Source organism: Pseudomonas sp. Y24-6, assembly GCF_020295325.1.
Lineage (GTDB): Bacteria > Pseudomonadota > Gammaproteobacteria > Pseudomonadales > Pseudomonadaceae > Aquipseudomonas > Aquipseudomonas gregormendelii.
The window spans coordinates 19,303-35,979 of record NZ_JACBXG010000006.1; the positions used below are offsets into that span (position 1 = coordinate 19,303).

13 protein-coding genes are annotated in these 16,677 nt (G+C 60.4%); all 13 read left to right on the plus strand.

Annotated features, from left to right (window positions below; translation table 11 throughout):
* The first annotated feature begins 181 nt into the window (after nucleotides 1-181).
* The 13 genes from dksA to HYI44_RS13195 all read left to right on the plus strand — a co-directional run bounded on the left by dksA (nucleotide 182) and on the right by HYI44_RS13195 (nucleotide 16,556).
* Complete coding sequence (dksA, locus tag HYI44_RS13135; RefSeq protein WP_045059401.1) at nucleotides 182-622, plus strand: RNA polymerase-binding protein DksA; 441 nt, start codon at nucleotides 182-184, stop codon at nucleotides 620-622.
* Nucleotides 623-848: 226 nt separating this feature from the next.
* A complete protein-coding gene (gene gluQRS / locus HYI44_RS13140; RefSeq protein WP_122839040.1) occupies nucleotides 849-1,745 on the plus strand; it encodes a tRNA glutamyl-Q(34) synthetase GluQRS in 897 nt (298 codons plus the stop codon).
* Nucleotides 1,746-1,822: 77 nt separating this feature from the next.
* Nucleotides 1,823-1,999 carry a hypothetical protein gene (locus tag HYI44_RS13145; protein WP_003176118.1) on the plus strand — a complete coding sequence of 59 codons (177 nt, stop codon included), beginning with the start codon at nucleotides 1,823-1,825 and terminating at the stop codon, nucleotides 1,997-1,999.
* Complete coding sequence (locus HYI44_RS13150) at nucleotides 1,983-4,937, plus strand: sensor histidine kinase (RefSeq protein ID WP_163019399.1); 2,955 nt, start codon at nucleotides 1,983-1,985, stop codon at nucleotides 4,935-4,937. The genes HYI44_RS13145 and HYI44_RS13150 overlap by 17 nt, the downstream gene beginning before the upstream one ends.
* Before the next feature lie 22 nt (nucleotides 4,938-4,959).
* Complete coding sequence (locus HYI44_RS13155; RefSeq protein WP_122839038.1) at nucleotides 4,960-6,399, plus strand: sigma-54-dependent transcriptional regulator; 1,440 nt, start codon at nucleotides 4,960-4,962, stop codon at nucleotides 6,397-6,399.
* Nucleotides 6,400-7,193: 794 nt separating this feature from the next.
* Nucleotides 7,194-8,594 carry a polynucleotide adenylyltransferase PcnB gene (locus HYI44_RS13160; protein WP_045059397.1) on the plus strand — a complete coding sequence of 467 codons (1,401 nt, stop codon included), beginning with the start codon at nucleotides 7,194-7,196 and terminating at the stop codon, nucleotides 8,592-8,594.
* Between the two features lie 3 nt (nucleotides 8,595-8,597).
* Nucleotides 8,598-9,083: a 2-amino-4-hydroxy-6-hydroxymethyldihydropteridine diphosphokinase gene (gene folK, locus HYI44_RS13165; RefSeq protein WP_225569580.1), complete on the plus strand. Its 486-nt coding sequence runs from the start codon at nucleotides 8,598-8,600 to the stop codon at nucleotides 9,081-9,083.
* Between the two features lie 375 nt (nucleotides 9,084-9,458).
* Nucleotides 9,459-10,259, plus strand: a complete 801-nt coding sequence (gene panB, locus HYI44_RS13170) for a 3-methyl-2-oxobutanoate hydroxymethyltransferase (RefSeq protein WP_045059395.1) — start codon at nucleotides 9,459-9,461, stop codon at nucleotides 10,257-10,259.
* Nucleotides 10,256-11,116: a pantoate--beta-alanine ligase gene (gene panC, locus HYI44_RS13175; protein ID WP_225569581.1), complete on the plus strand. Its 861-nt coding sequence runs from the start codon at nucleotides 10,256-10,258 to the stop codon at nucleotides 11,114-11,116. Before panB ends, panC begins: the two co-directional genes overlap by 4 nt.
* A gap of 93 nt (nucleotides 11,117-11,209) precedes the next feature.
* Nucleotides 11,210-11,590 carry an aspartate 1-decarboxylase gene (panD, locus tag HYI44_RS13180; protein WP_003228271.1) on the plus strand — a complete coding sequence of 127 codons (381 nt, stop codon included), beginning with the start codon at nucleotides 11,210-11,212 and terminating at the stop codon, nucleotides 11,588-11,590.
* Nucleotides 11,591-11,820: 230 nt separating this feature from the next.
* Nucleotides 11,821-13,485: a glucose-6-phosphate isomerase gene (gene pgi / locus HYI44_RS13185; protein WP_122839035.1), complete on the plus strand. Its 1,665-nt coding sequence runs from the start codon at nucleotides 11,821-11,823 to the stop codon at nucleotides 13,483-13,485.
* Between the two features lie 160 nt (nucleotides 13,486-13,645).
* On the plus strand, nucleotides 13,646-15,583 hold the full coding sequence (gene acs, locus HYI44_RS13190) for an acetate--CoA ligase (RefSeq protein WP_225569582.1): 1,938 nt from the start codon (nucleotides 13,646-13,648) through the stop codon (nucleotides 15,581-15,583).
* A gap of 100 nt (nucleotides 15,584-15,683) precedes the next feature.
* Complete coding sequence (locus HYI44_RS13195; protein WP_045059390.1) at nucleotides 15,684-16,556, plus strand: oxygenase MpaB family protein; 873 nt, start codon at nucleotides 15,684-15,686, stop codon at nucleotides 16,554-16,556.
* Nucleotides 16,557-16,677: the final 121 nt, after the last annotated feature.

Here is a 16,677-nt window from a genome sequence, read left to right on the forward strand (position 1 = left end):
GCACCACCAGACAAGGCTTTGCAATCATTTGCAAGCCCATTGAGCCACTACCTCGACATCCGGGAGTAGCGCGGTCCGATTTGATCTGGTAAGTTCGCCCGCTTGCAGCCGCAGGGCCGGCAGGTGTCGGTGATGGAGCAATCCTGCGCAATGGATTACAAGAGTAGAGGCGGTCCATTTCATGCCCACCCAAGCAAAGCAGCAAAACCAGTCGATCAGCGGCTTCGAACCCTACCAGGCAGTAAAGGGCGAGGAGTACATGGGCAAGCCCATGCGCGCTCACTTCACCAAGATCCTGAACAAGTGGAAACAGGACTTGATGCAGGAAGTCGACCGTACGGTTGATCACATGAAAGACGAAGCGGCCAACTTCCCTGACCCGGCAGACCGTGCCAGCCAGGAAGAAGAGTTCAGCCTCGAATTGCGCGCCCGTGATCGCGAGCGCAAGCTGATCAAGAAGATCGACAAGACGCTGCAATTGATCGAAGACGAAGAATATGGCTGGTGCGAGTCCTGCGGCGTCGAGATTGGCGTCAAGCGACTGGAAGCCCGCCCTACCGCCGACATGTGCGTTGACTGCAAGACCCTGGCGGAAATCAAGGAAAAACAAGTCGGCAAGTAATTGCGACCTGGATAAAGAACGGAGCGTGCGAACGCTCCGTTTTTGTTTCTGATGTTTGTGTTACCTGATACGCCTATAAAATCGCCATCACTGTAGGAGCGAGCTTGCTCGCGATGAACCTGAGAACGCCGCGAGGTATCAGGCTCGCAGCGTTATCGTTGACGACCTTCGCGAGCGAGCGCCTACAGGTTGTTTGGCGCCAGCCAGGAAAAAGTAACGTTACCCCATGACTGCCATCGCCTCTCCCACCTACACCGGACGCTTCGCCCCCACGCCCAGTGGTCACCTGCACTTCGGTTCGCTGGTCGCCGCGCTGGCGTCCTACCTCGACGCGCGCTCGGTGGGCGGGCGCTGGCTGATGCGCATGGAAGACCTGGACCCGCCCCGGGAAGAGCCCGGCGCCCAGGCGGCAATTCTCAAGGCACTGGAGAGCTACGGTTTTGAATGGGATGGCGCGGTGGTGCGCCAGAGCGACCGCCACGATGCCTATGCCGAGATTATCAGTCGCCTGTTCAACCACGGCCTGGCTTACGCCTGCACCTGTTCGCGCAAACAACTCGAGCCCTATCACGGCATATACCCGGGGCTGTGCCGCAATGCTGGCCATGGAACCGAGGATGCAGCGATTCGCTTGCGCGCCCCCGAACTGGAATACCACTTCGTCGACCGCGTACAAGGCGAATATCGGCAGCACCTGGGCCGTGAGGTCGGCGATTTTGTGATCCGCCGCCGCGACGGCCTGTATGCCTACCAACTGGCTGTGGTCCTCGATGACGCCTGGCAGGGCATCACCGATATCGTGCGCGGAGCCGACCTCCTCGACTCCACGCCGCGTCAGCTCTACCTGCAGGAATTGCTCGGCCTGTCGCAACCGCGCTACCTGCATATTCCGCTGATCACCCAGCCCGATGGCCACAAGCTCGGCAAATCCTATCGCTCCCCGCCACTGACAGAAGATCAGGCAACCCCCTTGCTCCTGCGGGCGCTGCGCGCACTGGGGCAAACGCCCGGTAGCGAACTCGCGTACGCCACCCCGCGAGAGGTGCTGGATTGGGGCATCGCCCACTGGGATGCGCTGAAGATCCCGCGCACACTGCACCTGCCCGAGGCACAACTGCAGTGATGAGGCTTGCAGTCGCGCCGCCATCCGTTACCATCGCCGCACGTTTTCGGGCACGCGCATAAAAAAGAGAGGCCGGGATGTACATCTATCGCTTGGTCCTGCTTCTTGTAGTGGGGATCTACCTGTTCTCCCCGGCCATCATGGACTGGTGGATCGACGCCACTGGCGCCTGGTATCGCCCTTATCTGCTCTGGCTGATTCTGATCGTCGTGACCTTCATCCTGCAGAGCCAAAAAGATGCCGATGAGCTTTAGCCTGACCCAGATGATCCTGATCAGCGCCGCCTACCTGGCGGTGCTGTTCGGCGTAGCCTGGATCAGCGAACGGGGCATGATCCCCCGGGCGATCATTCGCCACCCGTTGACCTACACCCTGTCGCTGGGGGTCTACGCCAGCGCCTGGGCGTTTTACGGCACGGTGGGCCTGGCCTATCAGTACGGCTACGGGTTTCTTTCCAGCTACCTCGGGGTGTCCGGGGCGTTCCTGCTGGCGCCGGTGCTGCTCTATCCGATCCTGAAAATCACTCGTACCTATCAACTGTCGTCGCTGGCTGACCTGTTCGCGTTTCGCTTTCGCAGCACCTGGGCCGGCGCGCTCACCACCATCTTCATGCTGATCGGCGTACTGCCGTTGCTGGCATTGCAGATCCAGGCGGTGGCCGACTCCATCGGCATCCTCACCCGCGAGCCGGTGCAGCATCGCGTAGCCTTGAGCTTCTGCGCGCTGATTACTCTGTTTACGATCTTCTTCGGCTCGCGCCACATCGCCACCCGAGAAAAACATGAAGGGCTGGTGTTCGCCATCGCCTTCGAGTCGGTGATCAAGCTGATCGCGATTGGCGGCGTTGGCCTGTATGCGCTGTATGGCGTGTTCGACGGCCCGCAGCAACTCGAACTGTGGTTGCTGCAAAACCAGACCGCCCTCGCCGCCCTGCACACGCCGCTGCAGGAAGGTCCGTGGCGCACGCTGCTGCTGGTGTTCTTTGCCTCGGCGATCGTGATGCCGCACATGTATCACATGACCTTTACCGAAAATCTCAACCCGCGCTCGCTGGTCAGTGCCAGCTGGGGCCTGCCGCTGTTCCTGCTGCTGATGAGCCTGGCGGTTCCGCTGATTCTCTGGGCCGGACTGAAACTCGGCGCCACCACTAACCCTGAATACTTCACGCTGGGCATCGGCATTGCTGCCAACAGCAAGGCACTGGCGCTATTGGCCTATATCGGCGGCCTGTCTGCGGCCAGCGGCCTGATCATCGTCACGACCCTGGCCTTGTCCGGAATGGCCCTGAACCACCTGGTGCTGCCGCTCTACCAGCCGCCGGCCGAGGGCAATATCTACCGCTGGCTGAAATGGACGCGCCGGGCGTTGATTGTCGCGATCATCATGGCCGGCTACGGTTTCTACCTCTTATTGGGCGCGGAACAGGACCTGGCCAATCTCGGCATCGTCGCTTTTGTCGCCACCCTGCAATTCCTGCCGGGGGTGCTGTCAGTCCTGTATTGGCCAACCGCCAACCGCCGCGGCTTCATCGCCGGCCTGCTCGCGGGCATCCTGGTGTGGCTGGTGACCATGCTGTTACCGCTGGTCGGCAATCTCCAGGGCTTCTACATTCCGCTGCTGAACATGATCTATGTGCTGGATGACACCAGCTGGCACATGGCGGCCATCGCGTCGCTGGCGGCCAACGTGCTGATGTTCACCCTGATTTCATTGTTCACCAATGCCAGCCCGGAAGAAGCCAGCGCCGCCGAAGCCTGTGCCGTAGATAACGTCCGCCGGCCGCAGCGGCGCGAACTGCACGCCGCCTCGCCCCAGGAATTCGCCACGCAACTGGCCAAGCCGCTGGGTGCCAAGGCTGCGCAAAAGGAAGTCGAGCAGGCCCTGCGCGATCTGTACCTGCCATTCGACGAGCGCCGCCCCTATGCGCTGCGTCGACTGCGAGACCGCATCGAGGCGAATCTTTCCGGCCTGATGGGACCAAGCGTTGCCCAGGACATGGTCGAGACGTTCCTGCCCTATAAGGCGGGCGGCGAAAACTACGTCACCGAAGACATCCATTTCATCGAAAGCCGCCTCGAGGACTACCACTCGCGCCTCACCGGCCTTGCTGCGGAACTCGATGCCCTGCGCCGCTACCACCGCCAGACCCTGCAGGAATTGCCCATGGGCGTCTGCTCCCTGGCCAAGGACCAGGAAATCCTCATGTGGAACAAAGCCATGGAGGAGTTGACCGGGATTGCCGCGCAGCGCGTCGTCGGATCGCGGCTGAGCACCATCGCCGATCCCTGGAAAGAACTGCTGCAAGGCTTCATCAACCTTCCGGACGAGCACCTGCACAAGCAGCACCTGGCCCTGGATGGCCAAACCCGCTGGCTGAACCTGCACAAGGCGGCCATCGACGAGCCGCTGGCACCGGGCAACAGCGGCCTGGTGTTGCTGGTGGAAGACTTGACCGAAACCCAGATGCTCGAAGACAAACTGGTGCATTCCGAGCGCCTGGCCAGCATTGGTCGCCTGGCAGCCGGCGTCGCCCATGAGATCGGTAACCCGATCACCGGCATCGCCTGCCTGGCGCAGAACCTGCGCGAGGAGCGCGAGGACGATGGCGAGCTGAAGGAAATCAGCGGGCAGATTCTCGAACAGACCAAGCGTGTATCGCGCATCGTCCAGTCACTGATGAGCTTCGCCCACGCCGGCAGCCATCAGCATAGCGACGAGCCCGTCTGTCTGGCCGAAGTGGCCCAGGATGCAATCGGCCTGCTGGCCCTGAACCGGCGCAATTTCGAGGTGCAGTTCTATAACCTGTGCGACCCCGATCACTGGGTCGAAGGTGATCCCCAGCGCCTTGCTCAAGTGTTGATCAACCTGCTCTCCAACGCCCGCGACGCCTCACCTGCCGGCAGTGCCGTGCGGGTCAAAAGCGAAGCCGGCGAACACACGGTCGACCTGATCGTCGAGGACGAAGGCAGCGGCATTCCGAAGAACATCATGGACCGATTGTTCGAACCCTTCTTCACCACCAAGGACCCTGGCGAAGGCACCGGTCTGGGCCTTGCACTGGTCTATTCCATCGTTGAAGAGCATTATGGACAAATCACCATCGACAGCCCGGCTGATGTTCAAAGCCAGCGCGGCACCCGTATCCGGGTGACCTTGCCGCGTCATGTCGAAGCGACGTCCGCTGTGAACTGAGACCGTCGAGAGTATCGAATCAATGCCGCACATTTTGATCGTCGAAGACGAAACAATTATCCGCTCCGCCTTGCGCCGCCTGCTGGAACGTAACCAGTATCAGGTCAGCGAAGCCGGTTCTGTGCAGGAAGCACAAGAACGATTCACTATCCCCACATTCGACCTGATCGTCAGTGATCTGCGTTTACCGGGCGCACCGGGCACCGAGCTGATCAAGCTCGGCCAGGGCACTCCCGTGCTGATCATGACGAGTTACGCAAGCCTGCGCTCGGCAGTCGACTCGATGAAGATGGGCGCGGTGGACTACATCGCCAAGCCTTTCGATCACGACGAAATGCTCCAGGCTGTCGCGCGTATCCTGCGCGACCGCCAATCGCCGCAGAGCAGTGGCGCTGAGCCGGTGACCGGCAAGGCGACGCCTGGCGCGGCGAAAAACGGAGCCGACAACAGCAATGGCGAGATCGGCATCATCGGTTCGTGCCCGCCCATGCAGGATCTCTACAGCAAAATCCGCAAAGTGGCGCCAACCGACTCCAATGTCCTGATCCAGGGTGAGTCCGGTACCGGTAAAGAACTGGTGGCGCGGGCCCTGCACAACCTGTCCCGACGTGCCAAGGCACCGATGATTTCGGTGAACTGTGCTGCGATTCCGGAAAGCTTGATCGAGTCCGAGCTGTTTGGTCACGAGAAAGGCGCATTCACCGGCGCCAGTGCCGGTCGTGCCGGTCTGGTCGAAGCCGCCGATGGCGGCACCCTGTTCCTCGATGAAATCGGCGAACTGCCGCTGGAAGCCCAGGCGCGCCTGTTACGAGTGTTGCAGGAAGGCGAAATCCGCCGGGTCGGTTCCGTTCAGTCGCAAAAGGTCGATGTACGCCTGATCGCCGCGACCCACCGGGACCTCAAGAGCCTGGCTAAAATTGGCCAGTTCCGTGAGGACCTGTACTACCGCCTGCACGTTATCGCCTTGAAACTGCCGGCGCTGCGCGAACGGGGTGCCGATGTCAACGAGATCGCCACCGCCTTCCTGGCTCGCCAGAGTGCGCGGGTCAATCGCACCGATCTCAAGTTCGCCCCGGATGCCGAACAGGCCATTCGACACTACTCCTGGCCCGGTAACGTTCGTGAACTGGAAAACGCGGTGGAGCGCGCAGTGATTCTGTGCGAGAGCCCGGAAATTTCCGCCGAGCTGCTGGGAATTGACATCGAGTTGAACGACCTCGACGACGATGAATTCATCGGCCTGGCGCCGCAGCAGGGCAATAGCGCGGGTAACACCAGCCATGAGCCGACCGAGGACCTGTCACTGGAAGACTACTTCCAGCACTTCGTGCTCGAGCACCAGGACCACATGACCGAGACCGAACTGGCTCGCAAACTCGGCGTTAGCCGTAAATGCCTGTGGGAACGCCGGCAACGCCTGGGCATTCCGCGGCGCAAGACCGGGGTAGCCAGCGAGAGCTGAATGACCGCTGTCGAGTGTGCGGGTAACAGGCGAATAGGTGAAAAAACTGTTACCTGAGGTTTATCGCGTAACAGAAGCCGGGGCTTACGGTAACGAAGCCCCGGTTTTTTTGGGCCCTCGAAAAGCCCGATAGCCAGCCTAACCCCTTGTTTTGCTGGGCTTCACAAAAGTTGGCACGCACCCTGCTATATGTCTGGTACAAGAACAATAACAAGCAATGCACAAGACAATAAAAATAAGACGAATCGACTCACGCACAATAAAAACAAGACGGCGAGAGGCGCAGCTAACTGATTCTTTTGGAGAGGCGTTGTATTTGGGGCTTGCCCCACGACCAGGCCGAGAACAACAAAAACTGTCCTAAGACAGAGCCTGAACTGGTTGGATCGATAGATCACTGCAGCACAGCGACCAAAGCAATCCGTTTGCTCTTGGCTCCCGATTGGGAGGGTCATGAAGGAAAAACTTCATGGCGAGGGCACTTAATAAAAACAAAAAGCCCGAAACCAATAATAAAAATAGAGCATGCAACTACTTCTTGGGGAGCTTCGGCTCCCCTTGTGGTTTCTGCGATTTGCCTGACCTGTAGGAGCGAGCTGGCTCGCGATGAACCTTCAGGCACAGATGGGGCCCTTGGCTCACCGCGTTACCGATCACATTTTTCGCGAGCAAGATCGCTCCTACAGGTCATATCGCCTGCGTCCTACACCATCCCTCGACTAAATGCTAGAATCCCGGCCCATCATGCGGTCATTCTTCGTTATGGCCGAACATTCCTTCAAACAGTGCATCCCATGCTGAAGAAGCTGTTCCAGTCATTCCGTTCTCCCAAGCGTCATACGCAACACATTCGCAGTACGCCTGAAGTGCTCAACAGCGGCCAACACTCGCTGCAAAAGGGTCAGTTCAGCCGTTACGCGGTGAATATCGTCGAGCGCCTGCAAAACGCCGGCTACCAGGCCTACCTGGTAGGCGGTTGTGTGCGGGACATGATGCTCGGCATCACGCCCAAGGATTTCGACGTCGCCACCAGCGCCACGCCAGAACAGGTCCGCGCCGAGTTCCGCAATGCGCGGATCATTGGCCGCCGTTTCAAGCTGGTGCATATCCACTTTGGCCGCGAAATCATTGAAGTCGCGACCTTCCGTGCCAATCACCCGCAAAACGACGAGGAAGAAGACAGCAATCAATCCTCCCGCAACGAGTCCGGGCGAATCCTGCGCGACAACGTCTACGGCACCCTTGAAGAAGACGCGCAACGTCGCGACTTCACCATCAATGCCCTGTATTACGACCCGGTCAGTGAGCGCATCCTCGATTACGCCAACGGCGTCCACGACATTCGCAATCACCTGATTCGCTTGATTGGCGACCCCAAGCAACGCTATCAGGAAGATCCGGTGCGGATGCTCAGAGCCGTGCGTTTCGCCGCCAAACTCAATTTCGGCATCGAAAAGCACAGCGCCGCGCCGATTCGCGAGCTGGCGCCGATGCTGCGGGAAATCCCGTCGGCACGCTTGTTCGAGGAAGTCCTCAAGCTGTTCCTCTCCGGGCACGCCGCAGACACCTTCGAGATGCTGGTGGACCTGCAGCTGTTCGATCCGTTGTTCCCGGCCAGTGCCGAGGCGCTGGAATACAACCCGACCTACACCCACACGCTGATCAGCGAGGCGTTGGTCAATACTGATCTGCGCATCAAGCAGAACAAGCCGGTGACGCCGGCGTTCCTGTTTGCCGCGCTGCTGTGGCCGGCCCTCCCCGCCCGCGTACTGCGCCTGCAAGAGCGCGGCATGCCACCGATTCCGGCGATGCAGGAAGCTGCCCACGAGCTGATCGCCGAGCAGTGCCAGCGGATCGCTATTCCGAAGCGTTTCACCATGCCGATCCGCGAGATCTGGGACATGCAGGAACGCCTGCCACGCCGCAGCGGCAAACGTGCCGACCTGTTGCTCGACAACCCGCGGTTCCGCGCCGGCTACGACTTCCTGCTGTTGCGCGAAAGCGCGGGTGAGCAGACCGATGGCCTGGGTGAATGGTGGACGGACTACCAGGATGCCAACGACAGCGAGCGTCGCGACATGATCCGCGACCTCAGCGGCAAGGATGAAGGCACAGGCGCCCCACGCAAACGTCGTCGCAGCGGTGGCGCCAAGCGCAAACGCGCGGCCGATGCCCCGAGCGCTACCGGCGAGTAATTGATGGAACGCATCTACATCGGCATGGGCAGCAACCTGGCCGCCCCCGCCGAACAACTGCGCAGCGCCGTCGAGGCGCTGGCGCAATTGCCGCACAGCACGCTGGCCGGGGTTTCCGCGTTCTATCAAAGCGATTCGCTGTTACCCGGGCAACCGCGTTATACCAATGCGGTCGCAGCCCTCGACAGCACTCTCGAGCCGCTGCAACTGCTCGATGCCCTGCAAGCCATCGAGAACGGACAAGGCCGCGAACGCCTGGAACGGTGGGGCCCGCGCACGCTGGATCTCGACATCCTGCTGTTTGGCGACCGCCTGATCGACCAACCTCGCCTCAAAGTGCCGCACTACCAGATGCAGGAACGGGCCTTCGTTCTTTATCCGCTGGCCGAACTGGCACCGGCGGATTTGCGTCTGGCCGATGGTCGCTGCCTCAAGGACTTGCTTCTCGCCTGCCCGTTCGTCGGCCTGGAACGTCTCCCCCCAAATTGATAAAGATCCCTGCGGGAGCGGGCTTGCCCGCGAAGGCGGACCGTCAGTCAACATTGATGTTGAATTCGAAGTCGCTATCGCGGGCAAGCCCGCTCTCACAATGGTTTATGTCGCTTCACCGATCTGCAGCATAAAAACTTGCTGAATCGCATCAGTTACCCCGGTAACACCCCTGCCGTAACAACCCGGTAACACATGCAATTGACTTCCCGGGTTCTCCTCACGACTATAGGCGTCCCGCCGCCGTCAACACGGCGTTACAGGGCGCAATTCAGGCCATAAAAGCACGACAACAGACCGTGCGCCTGTATTCAACGAAGAATCACGCGCGTTACTCGCAGTAGTTTCCACAGCGCCTGAATGAGGAACCTTTTGATGCCAGCCATTACCCTGACCACCCTGCAAGGTCTCAAGCAAAAAGGTGAAAAAATCACCATGCTGACCTGCTATGACGCGACATTCGCCCACGCCTGCAATGAGGCCGGGGTTGAAGTGCTGCTGGTGGGCGATTCCCTCGGCATGGTCCTGCAAGGGCACGACAGCACCCTGCCGGTCAGCACCGCAGAAATGGCTTACCACGTGGCCTGCGTCAAACGCGGCAATTCGGACGCATTGATCCTCGCCGACCTGCCGTTCATGGCCTACGCCACCACTGAACAAGCCATGACCAACAGCGCCCTGTTGATGCAGGCCGGTGCGCATATGGTCAAAGTCGAAGGCGCATTGTGGCTCGCGGATTCGATTCGCCTGCTGGCTGAACGCGGTATTCCGGTGTGCGCGCACATGGGGTTGACGCCGCAGTCGGTGAACATGCTCGGCGGTTACAAGGTCCAGGGCCGGAGCGAAAATCAGGCGCGGCAGATGCGTGCCGACGCCATCTCCCTGGAACAGGCCGGCGCGGCCATGCTGCTGCTGGAATGCGTGCCGAGCGAGCTGGCCGAGGAAATCACCCACGCCGTGAAAATCCCGGTGATCGGCATCGGCGCAGGTCACGCGACCGACGGCCAGGTATTGGTGCTGCACGACATGCTGGGCCTGTCCATCACCGGGCGCGTGCCCAAGTTCGTGAAGAACTTCATGACCGGACAACCCAGCATCCAGGCGGCCTTGAGCGCCTACGTAGCTGAAGTCAAAGCGGCGACTTTCCCAGGCATCGAACACGGATTCTCTGCATGAACACCGTAAAAACCGTACGCGAACTCCGGGCCGCCGTGGCGCGGGCCCGCAGTGAAGGCAAACGTATCGGCTTTGTGCCCACCATGGGCAACCTGCACAGCGGCCATGTCGCACTGGTTACCAAGGCCACCCAGCGGGTGGATTTTGTGGTCGCGAGCATTTTCGTCAATCCGCTGCAATTCGGCGCCGGCGAAGACCTCGACAAATACCCGCGCACCCTCGCCGCCGACCAGGAGAAACTGCTCCAGGCCGGCTGCCACCTGCTGTTCGCGCCTGGCGTCGAGGAAATGTACCCCGATGGCATGGCCGGGCAGACGCGGGTCAGTGTGCCGCAACTGTCCGAAGGCTTGTGTGGCGCCAGCCGCCCTGGGCATTTCGAAGGCGTGGCAACGGTCGTCAGCAAGCTGTTCAACATGGTTCAGCCGGACCTGGCGATCTTCGGCCAGAAAGACTTTCAGCAACTGGCGGTGATCAAGTCACTGGTACATGACCTGAATATGCCGATCCAGATCATCGGCGAGCCGACCGTGCGTGCGGCCGACGGTCTGGCACTGTCGTCGCGTAACGGGTTCCTCAGTGAAGAACAGCGGGCCGTCGCGCCGGTTGTGTATCGCACGCTGAGCGAGATCGCCGAGGCGATCAAGCAAGGTGATCGCGACTATCCGGGGCTGATCCACGCCAAGTTGCAGCAACTGCAAGCGGCCGGGCTGCGCCCTGATTACCTGGAAATTCGCCAGGGGCAAAACTTGCGTCCCGCGACTTCCGAGGATCGGGATGTGGTGATTCTGGTCGCAGCGTTCCTGGGCACAACCCGGTTGATCGACAACCTGCACCTGAACCTGGACGCGCTCGCCTGAGCACCGCGCCTCCCCTGGGAGCGGGTTTGCTCGCTCCCACAGGGGATCTGCCTCAGCTTTCACTACCCAATTTCGACCCGGGATAACAAAAAAATGCACGCCATCATGCTCAAGGCCAAGCTGCATCGCGCCGAAGTCACCCACGCTGTTCTCGATTACGAAGGCTCTTGCGCGATCGACGGCGAATGGCTGGACCTGTCCGGCATCCGTGAGTACGAACAGATCCAGATCTACAACGTCGACAACGGCGAGCGCTTCACCACCTACGCGATCCGCGGGGAAGAAGGCTCGCGCATGATTTCGGTCAATGGTGCCGCAGCGCACAAGGCCAAGGTTGGCGATCGCGTGATCATCTGCGCCTACGCCCATTACAGCGAAGCCGAGTTGCTCAACTTCAAGCCGCGCATGCTCTACATGGCACCAGGTAACGAACTGAGCCACACCAGCAACGCCATCCCGGTTCAGGTCGCCTGATCGAACCAGAAACACCTTTTCCTTCCGTTTGTCGGCTCGTCCCCAGTCTTCATGTATAAAAAAGTACCGGGGACGGGTCAGACAAAGTCAAGACAGATCGCAGCGCGAGGGTTACTGTATTCGCCCTGCGCCACGAAAACGTGACGACGCAGTTGACCGGACGCCCACCCGCAGCGATCCGGTATTTTTAGTGTTCAAAAGCCGTTCAAGTAAAAAGGAAACCCGCAGCGATGGCGTACTACCGCACTCCTCACGACGTGACCGCTCTGCCCGCCTGGCAAGCGTTGAATGATCACCGCCAAGCCATGCAGGATTTCAGCATGCGCGAAGCGTTTAATGCCGATCCGCAGCGCTTCACGCAATTCACCCTCAGCAGCTGCGGCCTGTTTCTCGACTATTCGAAGAATCTGATCAACGCCGAGACCCGCAACCTGCTGGTGGGCCTGGCCAATGAGGTCGACCTCAAGGGCGCGATCAAGTCGCTGTTCGAAGGCGAAATCGTCAACTCGTCCGAAGGGCGCCCTGCGCTGCACACCGCCCTGCGTCGCCCCGTGGGCGACAAGTTGTCGGTCAACGGCGTCAATGTGATGCCGGAAGTACACAAGGTGTTGAACCAGATCACCGATCTCGTGGGCCGCATCCACGACGGTCTGTGGCGCGGTTACACCGAGAAGCCAATCACTGACGTGGTGAACATCGGCATCGGTGGCTCGTTCCTCGGCCCGGAGCTGGTGTCCGAAGCACTGTTGTCCTACGCCCAGAAAGGCGTGCGCTGCCATTACCTGGCGAACATCGACGGCAGCGAATTTCACGAACTGACCATGAAGCTGCGGGCCGAGACCACGCTGTTCATCGTCTCGTCCAAATCCTTCAATACCCTCGAGACCCTGAAGAACGCCCAGGCTGCACGCGCCTGGTACCTCGCCCAGGGTGGTTCGGAAGCCGAGCTGTATCGCCACTTCATCGCGGTCTCGAGCAACAACGCCGCTGCCGTGGCCTTTGGCATTCGCGAAGAAAACATCTTCCCGATGTGGGACTGGGTTGGCGGGCGTTACTCGCTGTGGTCGGCCATCGGCCTGCCGATTGCCCTCGCCATTGGCATGTCGAACTTCAAGGAACTGCTGTCTGGTGCCTACACCATGGATCAGCATTTCCAGAGCGCACCTTTCGAACAGAACATGCCGGTGCTGCTGGCATTGCTCGGCGTCTGGTACGGCAACTTCTGGGGCGCGCAGAGCCACGCGATCCTGCCGTACGACCACTACCTGCGTAACATCACCAAGCACTTGCAGCAGCTGGACATGGAATCCAATGGCAAGAGCGTCCGCCAGGATGGCACGCCGGTTAACACTGACACCGGGCCGGTCATCTGGGGCGGCGTTGGTTGCAACGGCCAGCACGCCTATCACCAGCTGCTGCACCAGGGCACTCAACTGATCCCGGCGGACTTCATCGTGCCGATCGTCAGCTTCAACCCGGTATCCGACCATCACCAGTGGCTGTACGCCAACTGCCTGTCCCAGAGCCAGGCACTGATGCTCGGCAAGACACTCGCCGAAGCCGAAGCCGAGCTGCGTGACAAAGGCGTGAGCGAAGAAGACGTACACAAGATCGCGCCGCACAAGGTGATCCCGGGCAATCGTCCGAGCAACACCCTCGTGGTAGAGCGCATCAGCCCGCGTCGTCTCGGCGCGCTGGTGGCGATGTACGAGCATAAAGTCTTCGTGCAGAGCGTGATCTGGGGCATCAATGCCTTTGACCAATGGGGTGTGGAGCTGGGCAAGGAGCTGGGCAAAGGCGTCTACAACCGCCTGGTTGGCAGCGAAGAAACGCCGGCTGACGATGCCTCTACCCAGGGTTTGATCAACTACTTCCGCGGTCGTCACCGCGGTTAACCTGACGCCGTTCCTGCGGGGGTACTAACCTTGTAGGAGCTGCCGAAGGCTGCGATCTTTTGATTGTGCTTTTGACAATCAAAAGATCGCAGCCTTCGACAGCTCCTACGAGGGTCGCGCTGCTCCCCTCTTGTCGTGCAAACAAGAATAAGGAACCGTCATGTTCGATATCAGCACGCTCCCCAAAGCCGATGCCGTCCGCCGGGCTGCGAATCTCAGTCAAGACGACTATCAGCGCCTGTACCGCCAATCCATCGAACACCCCAGCATCTTCTGGGCAGAACAAGCGACACGCTTCCTCGACTGGAGCGCGCCATGGGAGACCGTGCAGCGCTACAACCTGAAAACCGGCGAAGCCAGCTGGTTTGCCGGGGGCCGGTTGAACGTCAGCTACAACTGCATCGATCGTCATCTGGCACAACGCGGCGATCAGGTCGCCATCATCTGGGAAGGCGACGACCCGGTCGACTCCCTCCAGATCACCTACCGCAAGCTCCACCACCACGTCTGCCGCCTGGCCAATGTGCTCAAGAGCCGTGGCGTGAAGAAAGGCGATCGGGTGTGCATCTACATGCCAATGATTCCGGAAGCCGCCTACGCCATGCTCGCCTGCACGCGAATCGGCGCGGTGCACTCGGTGGTATTTGGCGGATTCTCTCCCGACTCCGTACGCGATCGCATCCTCGACGCTGATTGCCGCACGGTGATCACCGCCGATGAAGGGGTGCGCGGCGGCAAGGTCGTGCCGCTGAAAGCGAAAGTCGACAAGGCGCTGCAAAGTTGTCCTGACGTCAGCACGGTCATCGTCGTCGAGCGCACCCAGGGCGATGTTGAATGGGTTGAAGGGCGTGACCTGTGGTACCACCAGGCCGTGCGCGAGGTCAGCGACGATTGCCCGCCCGAGCCAATGGACGCCGAAGACCCGCTGTTCATCCTCTATACCTCCGGCAGCACCGGCAAACCCAAAGGCGTCCTGCACACCACCGGGGGCTATCTGCTGCAAGCGGCGATGACGTTCAAGTACGTGCTCGATTATCGCGACGAAGAAGTCTTCTGGTGCACCGCTGATGTCGGCTGGGTCACCGGCCACAGTTATATCGTCTACGGGCCGCTGGCCAATGGCGCGACCACGCTGATTTTCGAAGGTGTGCCGAGTTATCCCAGCAGTTCGCGCTTCTGGCAGGTGATCGATAAACACCAGGTCAATATCTTCTACACCGCACCCACCGCCCTGCGCTCGCTGATGCGTGAAGGCCCCGAACCTTTGAAGGAAACCTCCCGCGCGAGCCTCAGATTACTCGGCAGCGTCGGTGAGCCGATCAACCCTGAGGCGTGGGACTGGTATTTCAATACCGTGGGCGAACAGCGCTGCCCGATCGTTGATACCTGGTGGCAGACCGAGACCGGCGGCATCATGCTCAGCCCCCTGGTCAGCGCCCAGCGGATCAAGCCCGGCTGCGCCACTCAACCGATGTTTGGCGTGCAACCGGTATTGCTCGATGACACCGGCAAGGAAATCAAAGGCGCCGGCAGCGGGGTGCTGGCGATCAAGTCCAGCTGGCCGGCGCAGATCCGCAGCGTTTACGGCGATCCGCAGCGCATGGTCGACACCTACTTCAAGCCCTACCCCGGCTACTATTTCACCGGCGATGGCGCGCGGCGGGACGAGGATGGCGATTACTGGATCACCGGGCGCATCGACGACGTGATCAACGTGTCGGGCCATCGTATTGGCACCGCAGAAGTCGAGAGCGCCCTGGTGCTCCACGACAGCATTGCCGAAGCGGCGGTGGTCGGTTACCCGCACGACCTCAAGGGCCAGGGCATCTACGCCTTCGTCACGCCGATGAATGGCACCGAAGCCAATGATCAACTGAAGAAGGAACTGCTGGAGCATGTCAGCAAGGAAATCGGCAGCTTCGCCAAACCGGACCTGATCCAGTGGGCTCCGGCCTTGCCGAAAACCCGTTCAGGCAAGATCATGCGGCGTATCCTGCGCAAGATCGCCTGCAATGAGCTCGACAGCCTGGGCGACACTTCGACCCTGGCCGACCCGAGCGTGGTTGAGGATCTGGTGGATAAACGCCTGAACCAATAACGTATTGCCTGTTACCGCGTGTGGTGGGATCCGCCCTGTAGGAGCGAGCTTGCTCCTACAGTACGCGCGCGCACACCCATTTTTTTGCCTCAGAGTCACCATGGAATTCATCCGCACCCGCATCGAAACGCAGATCATGAGCCTCACGGGCCTGTCACTTGGCACGCTCGACCTGGAGAACCCCAAGGGCGATCCTGGCTTGTTTGGCCCCGACTCGGTGAGCTGGCAGGTGCATGGCGACTTCAGCAGCATGTTGATCGGCGGTATCAGTGCACTCATGTTGCAAGCCCTGCATCCCCTGGCGCTGGCCGGAGTATGGGACCACTCAAATTTTCGTGAAGACATGCTGGGTCGATTGCGCCGCACGGGCCAATTCATCTCTGGCACTACTTTCGGCTCGCGAAAGGATGCCGACTGGCTGATCGAGAAGGTTCGCACCATCCATTTGCAGGTCACAGGCACGGCACCCGATGGACGGCCTTACGCCGCCAGCGATCCGTCTTTGCTGACATGGGTGCATGTGGCGGAAGTCAGCAACTTTCTTGCGGCGCATCTGCGTTACCGCAACCCACAGTTGTCGCTGGCCGATCAGGACCGTTACTACGCCGAGATCGCGCTGATCGCCGAACGCCTGGGTGCCCGGGATGTGCCCCGCTCCCGGCTGGAAATATCCCACTACCTGGAGAGTATTCGCCCGCAACTATTGTGCGATGAGCGCAGTCGCGAAGTGTTGCAGTTGCTGCTCAACGCCCCAGCTCCGAGCCGCCTGGCCAAGCCCTTTGGCGGCCTGATGATGCAGGCCGGAATTGACCTGCTGCCCGATTGGGCCAGTGACATGCTAGGCGTCAGTCAAAGCCCGCTGCAACGCAAGCTGATCCGCGCCAGCATCAATCGAAGTGCGCCGATGCTGCGCTGGGCCGTGCGTAATGGTTCGGTGCAGCGGGCAAAGCGGCGGATGGGATTGCTCAGCTAAAAGCATCGCGAGCAGGCTCGCTCCCACAGGGAAAAATAGTCAAAAATCCAACGTGGGAGTGAGCCTGCTCGCAATGGCAGCACCTCGGTTAACAGCCAAGCTGTTAAACTCCCGCGCCAAA

Bases quoted from the DNA above. Each gene is read 5' to 3' on its own strand.
- HYI44_RS13160 (WP_045059397.1), top strand. From the start codon at position 7,194: ATGCTGAAGAAGCTGTTCCAGTCATTCCGTTCTCCCAAGCGTCATACG.
- panD (WP_003228271.1), top strand. From the start codon at position 11,210: ATGCACGCCATCATGCTCAAGGCCAAGCTGCATCGCGCCGAAGTCACC.
- HYI44_RS13155 (WP_122839038.1), top strand. From the start codon at position 4,960: ATGCCGCACATTTTGATCGTCGAAGACGAAACAATTATCCGCTCCGCC.
- dksA (WP_045059401.1), top strand. From the start codon at position 182: ATGCCCACCCAAGCAAAGCAGCAAAACCAGTCGATCAGCGGCTTCGAA.
- panC (WP_225569581.1), top strand. From the start codon at position 10,256: ATGAACACCGTAAAAACCGTACGCGAACTCCGGGCCGCCGTGGCGCGG.
- gluQRS (WP_122839040.1), top strand. From the start codon at position 849: ATGACTGCCATCGCCTCTCCCACCTACACCGGACGCTTCGCCCCCACG.
- HYI44_RS13195 (WP_045059390.1), top strand. From the start codon at position 15,684: ATGGAATTCATCCGCACCCGCATCGAAACGCAGATCATGAGCCTCACG.
- pgi (WP_122839035.1), top strand. From the start codon at position 11,821: ATGGCGTACTACCGCACTCCTCACGACGTGACCGCTCTGCCCGCCTGG.
- panB (WP_045059395.1), top strand. From the start codon at position 9,459: ATGCCAGCCATTACCCTGACCACCCTGCAAGGTCTCAAGCAAAAAGGT.
- HYI44_RS13150 (WP_163019399.1), top strand. From the start codon at position 1,983: ATGCCGATGAGCTTTAGCCTGACCCAGATGATCCTGATCAGCGCCGCC.
- HYI44_RS13145 (WP_003176118.1), top strand. From the start codon at position 1,823: ATGTACATCTATCGCTTGGTCCTGCTTCTTGTAGTGGGGATCTACCTG.
- acs (WP_225569582.1), top strand. From the start codon at position 13,646: ATGTTCGATATCAGCACGCTCCCCAAAGCCGATGCCGTCCGCCGGGCT.
- folK (WP_225569580.1), top strand. From the start codon at position 8,598: ATGGAACGCATCTACATCGGCATGGGCAGCAACCTGGCCGCCCCCGCC.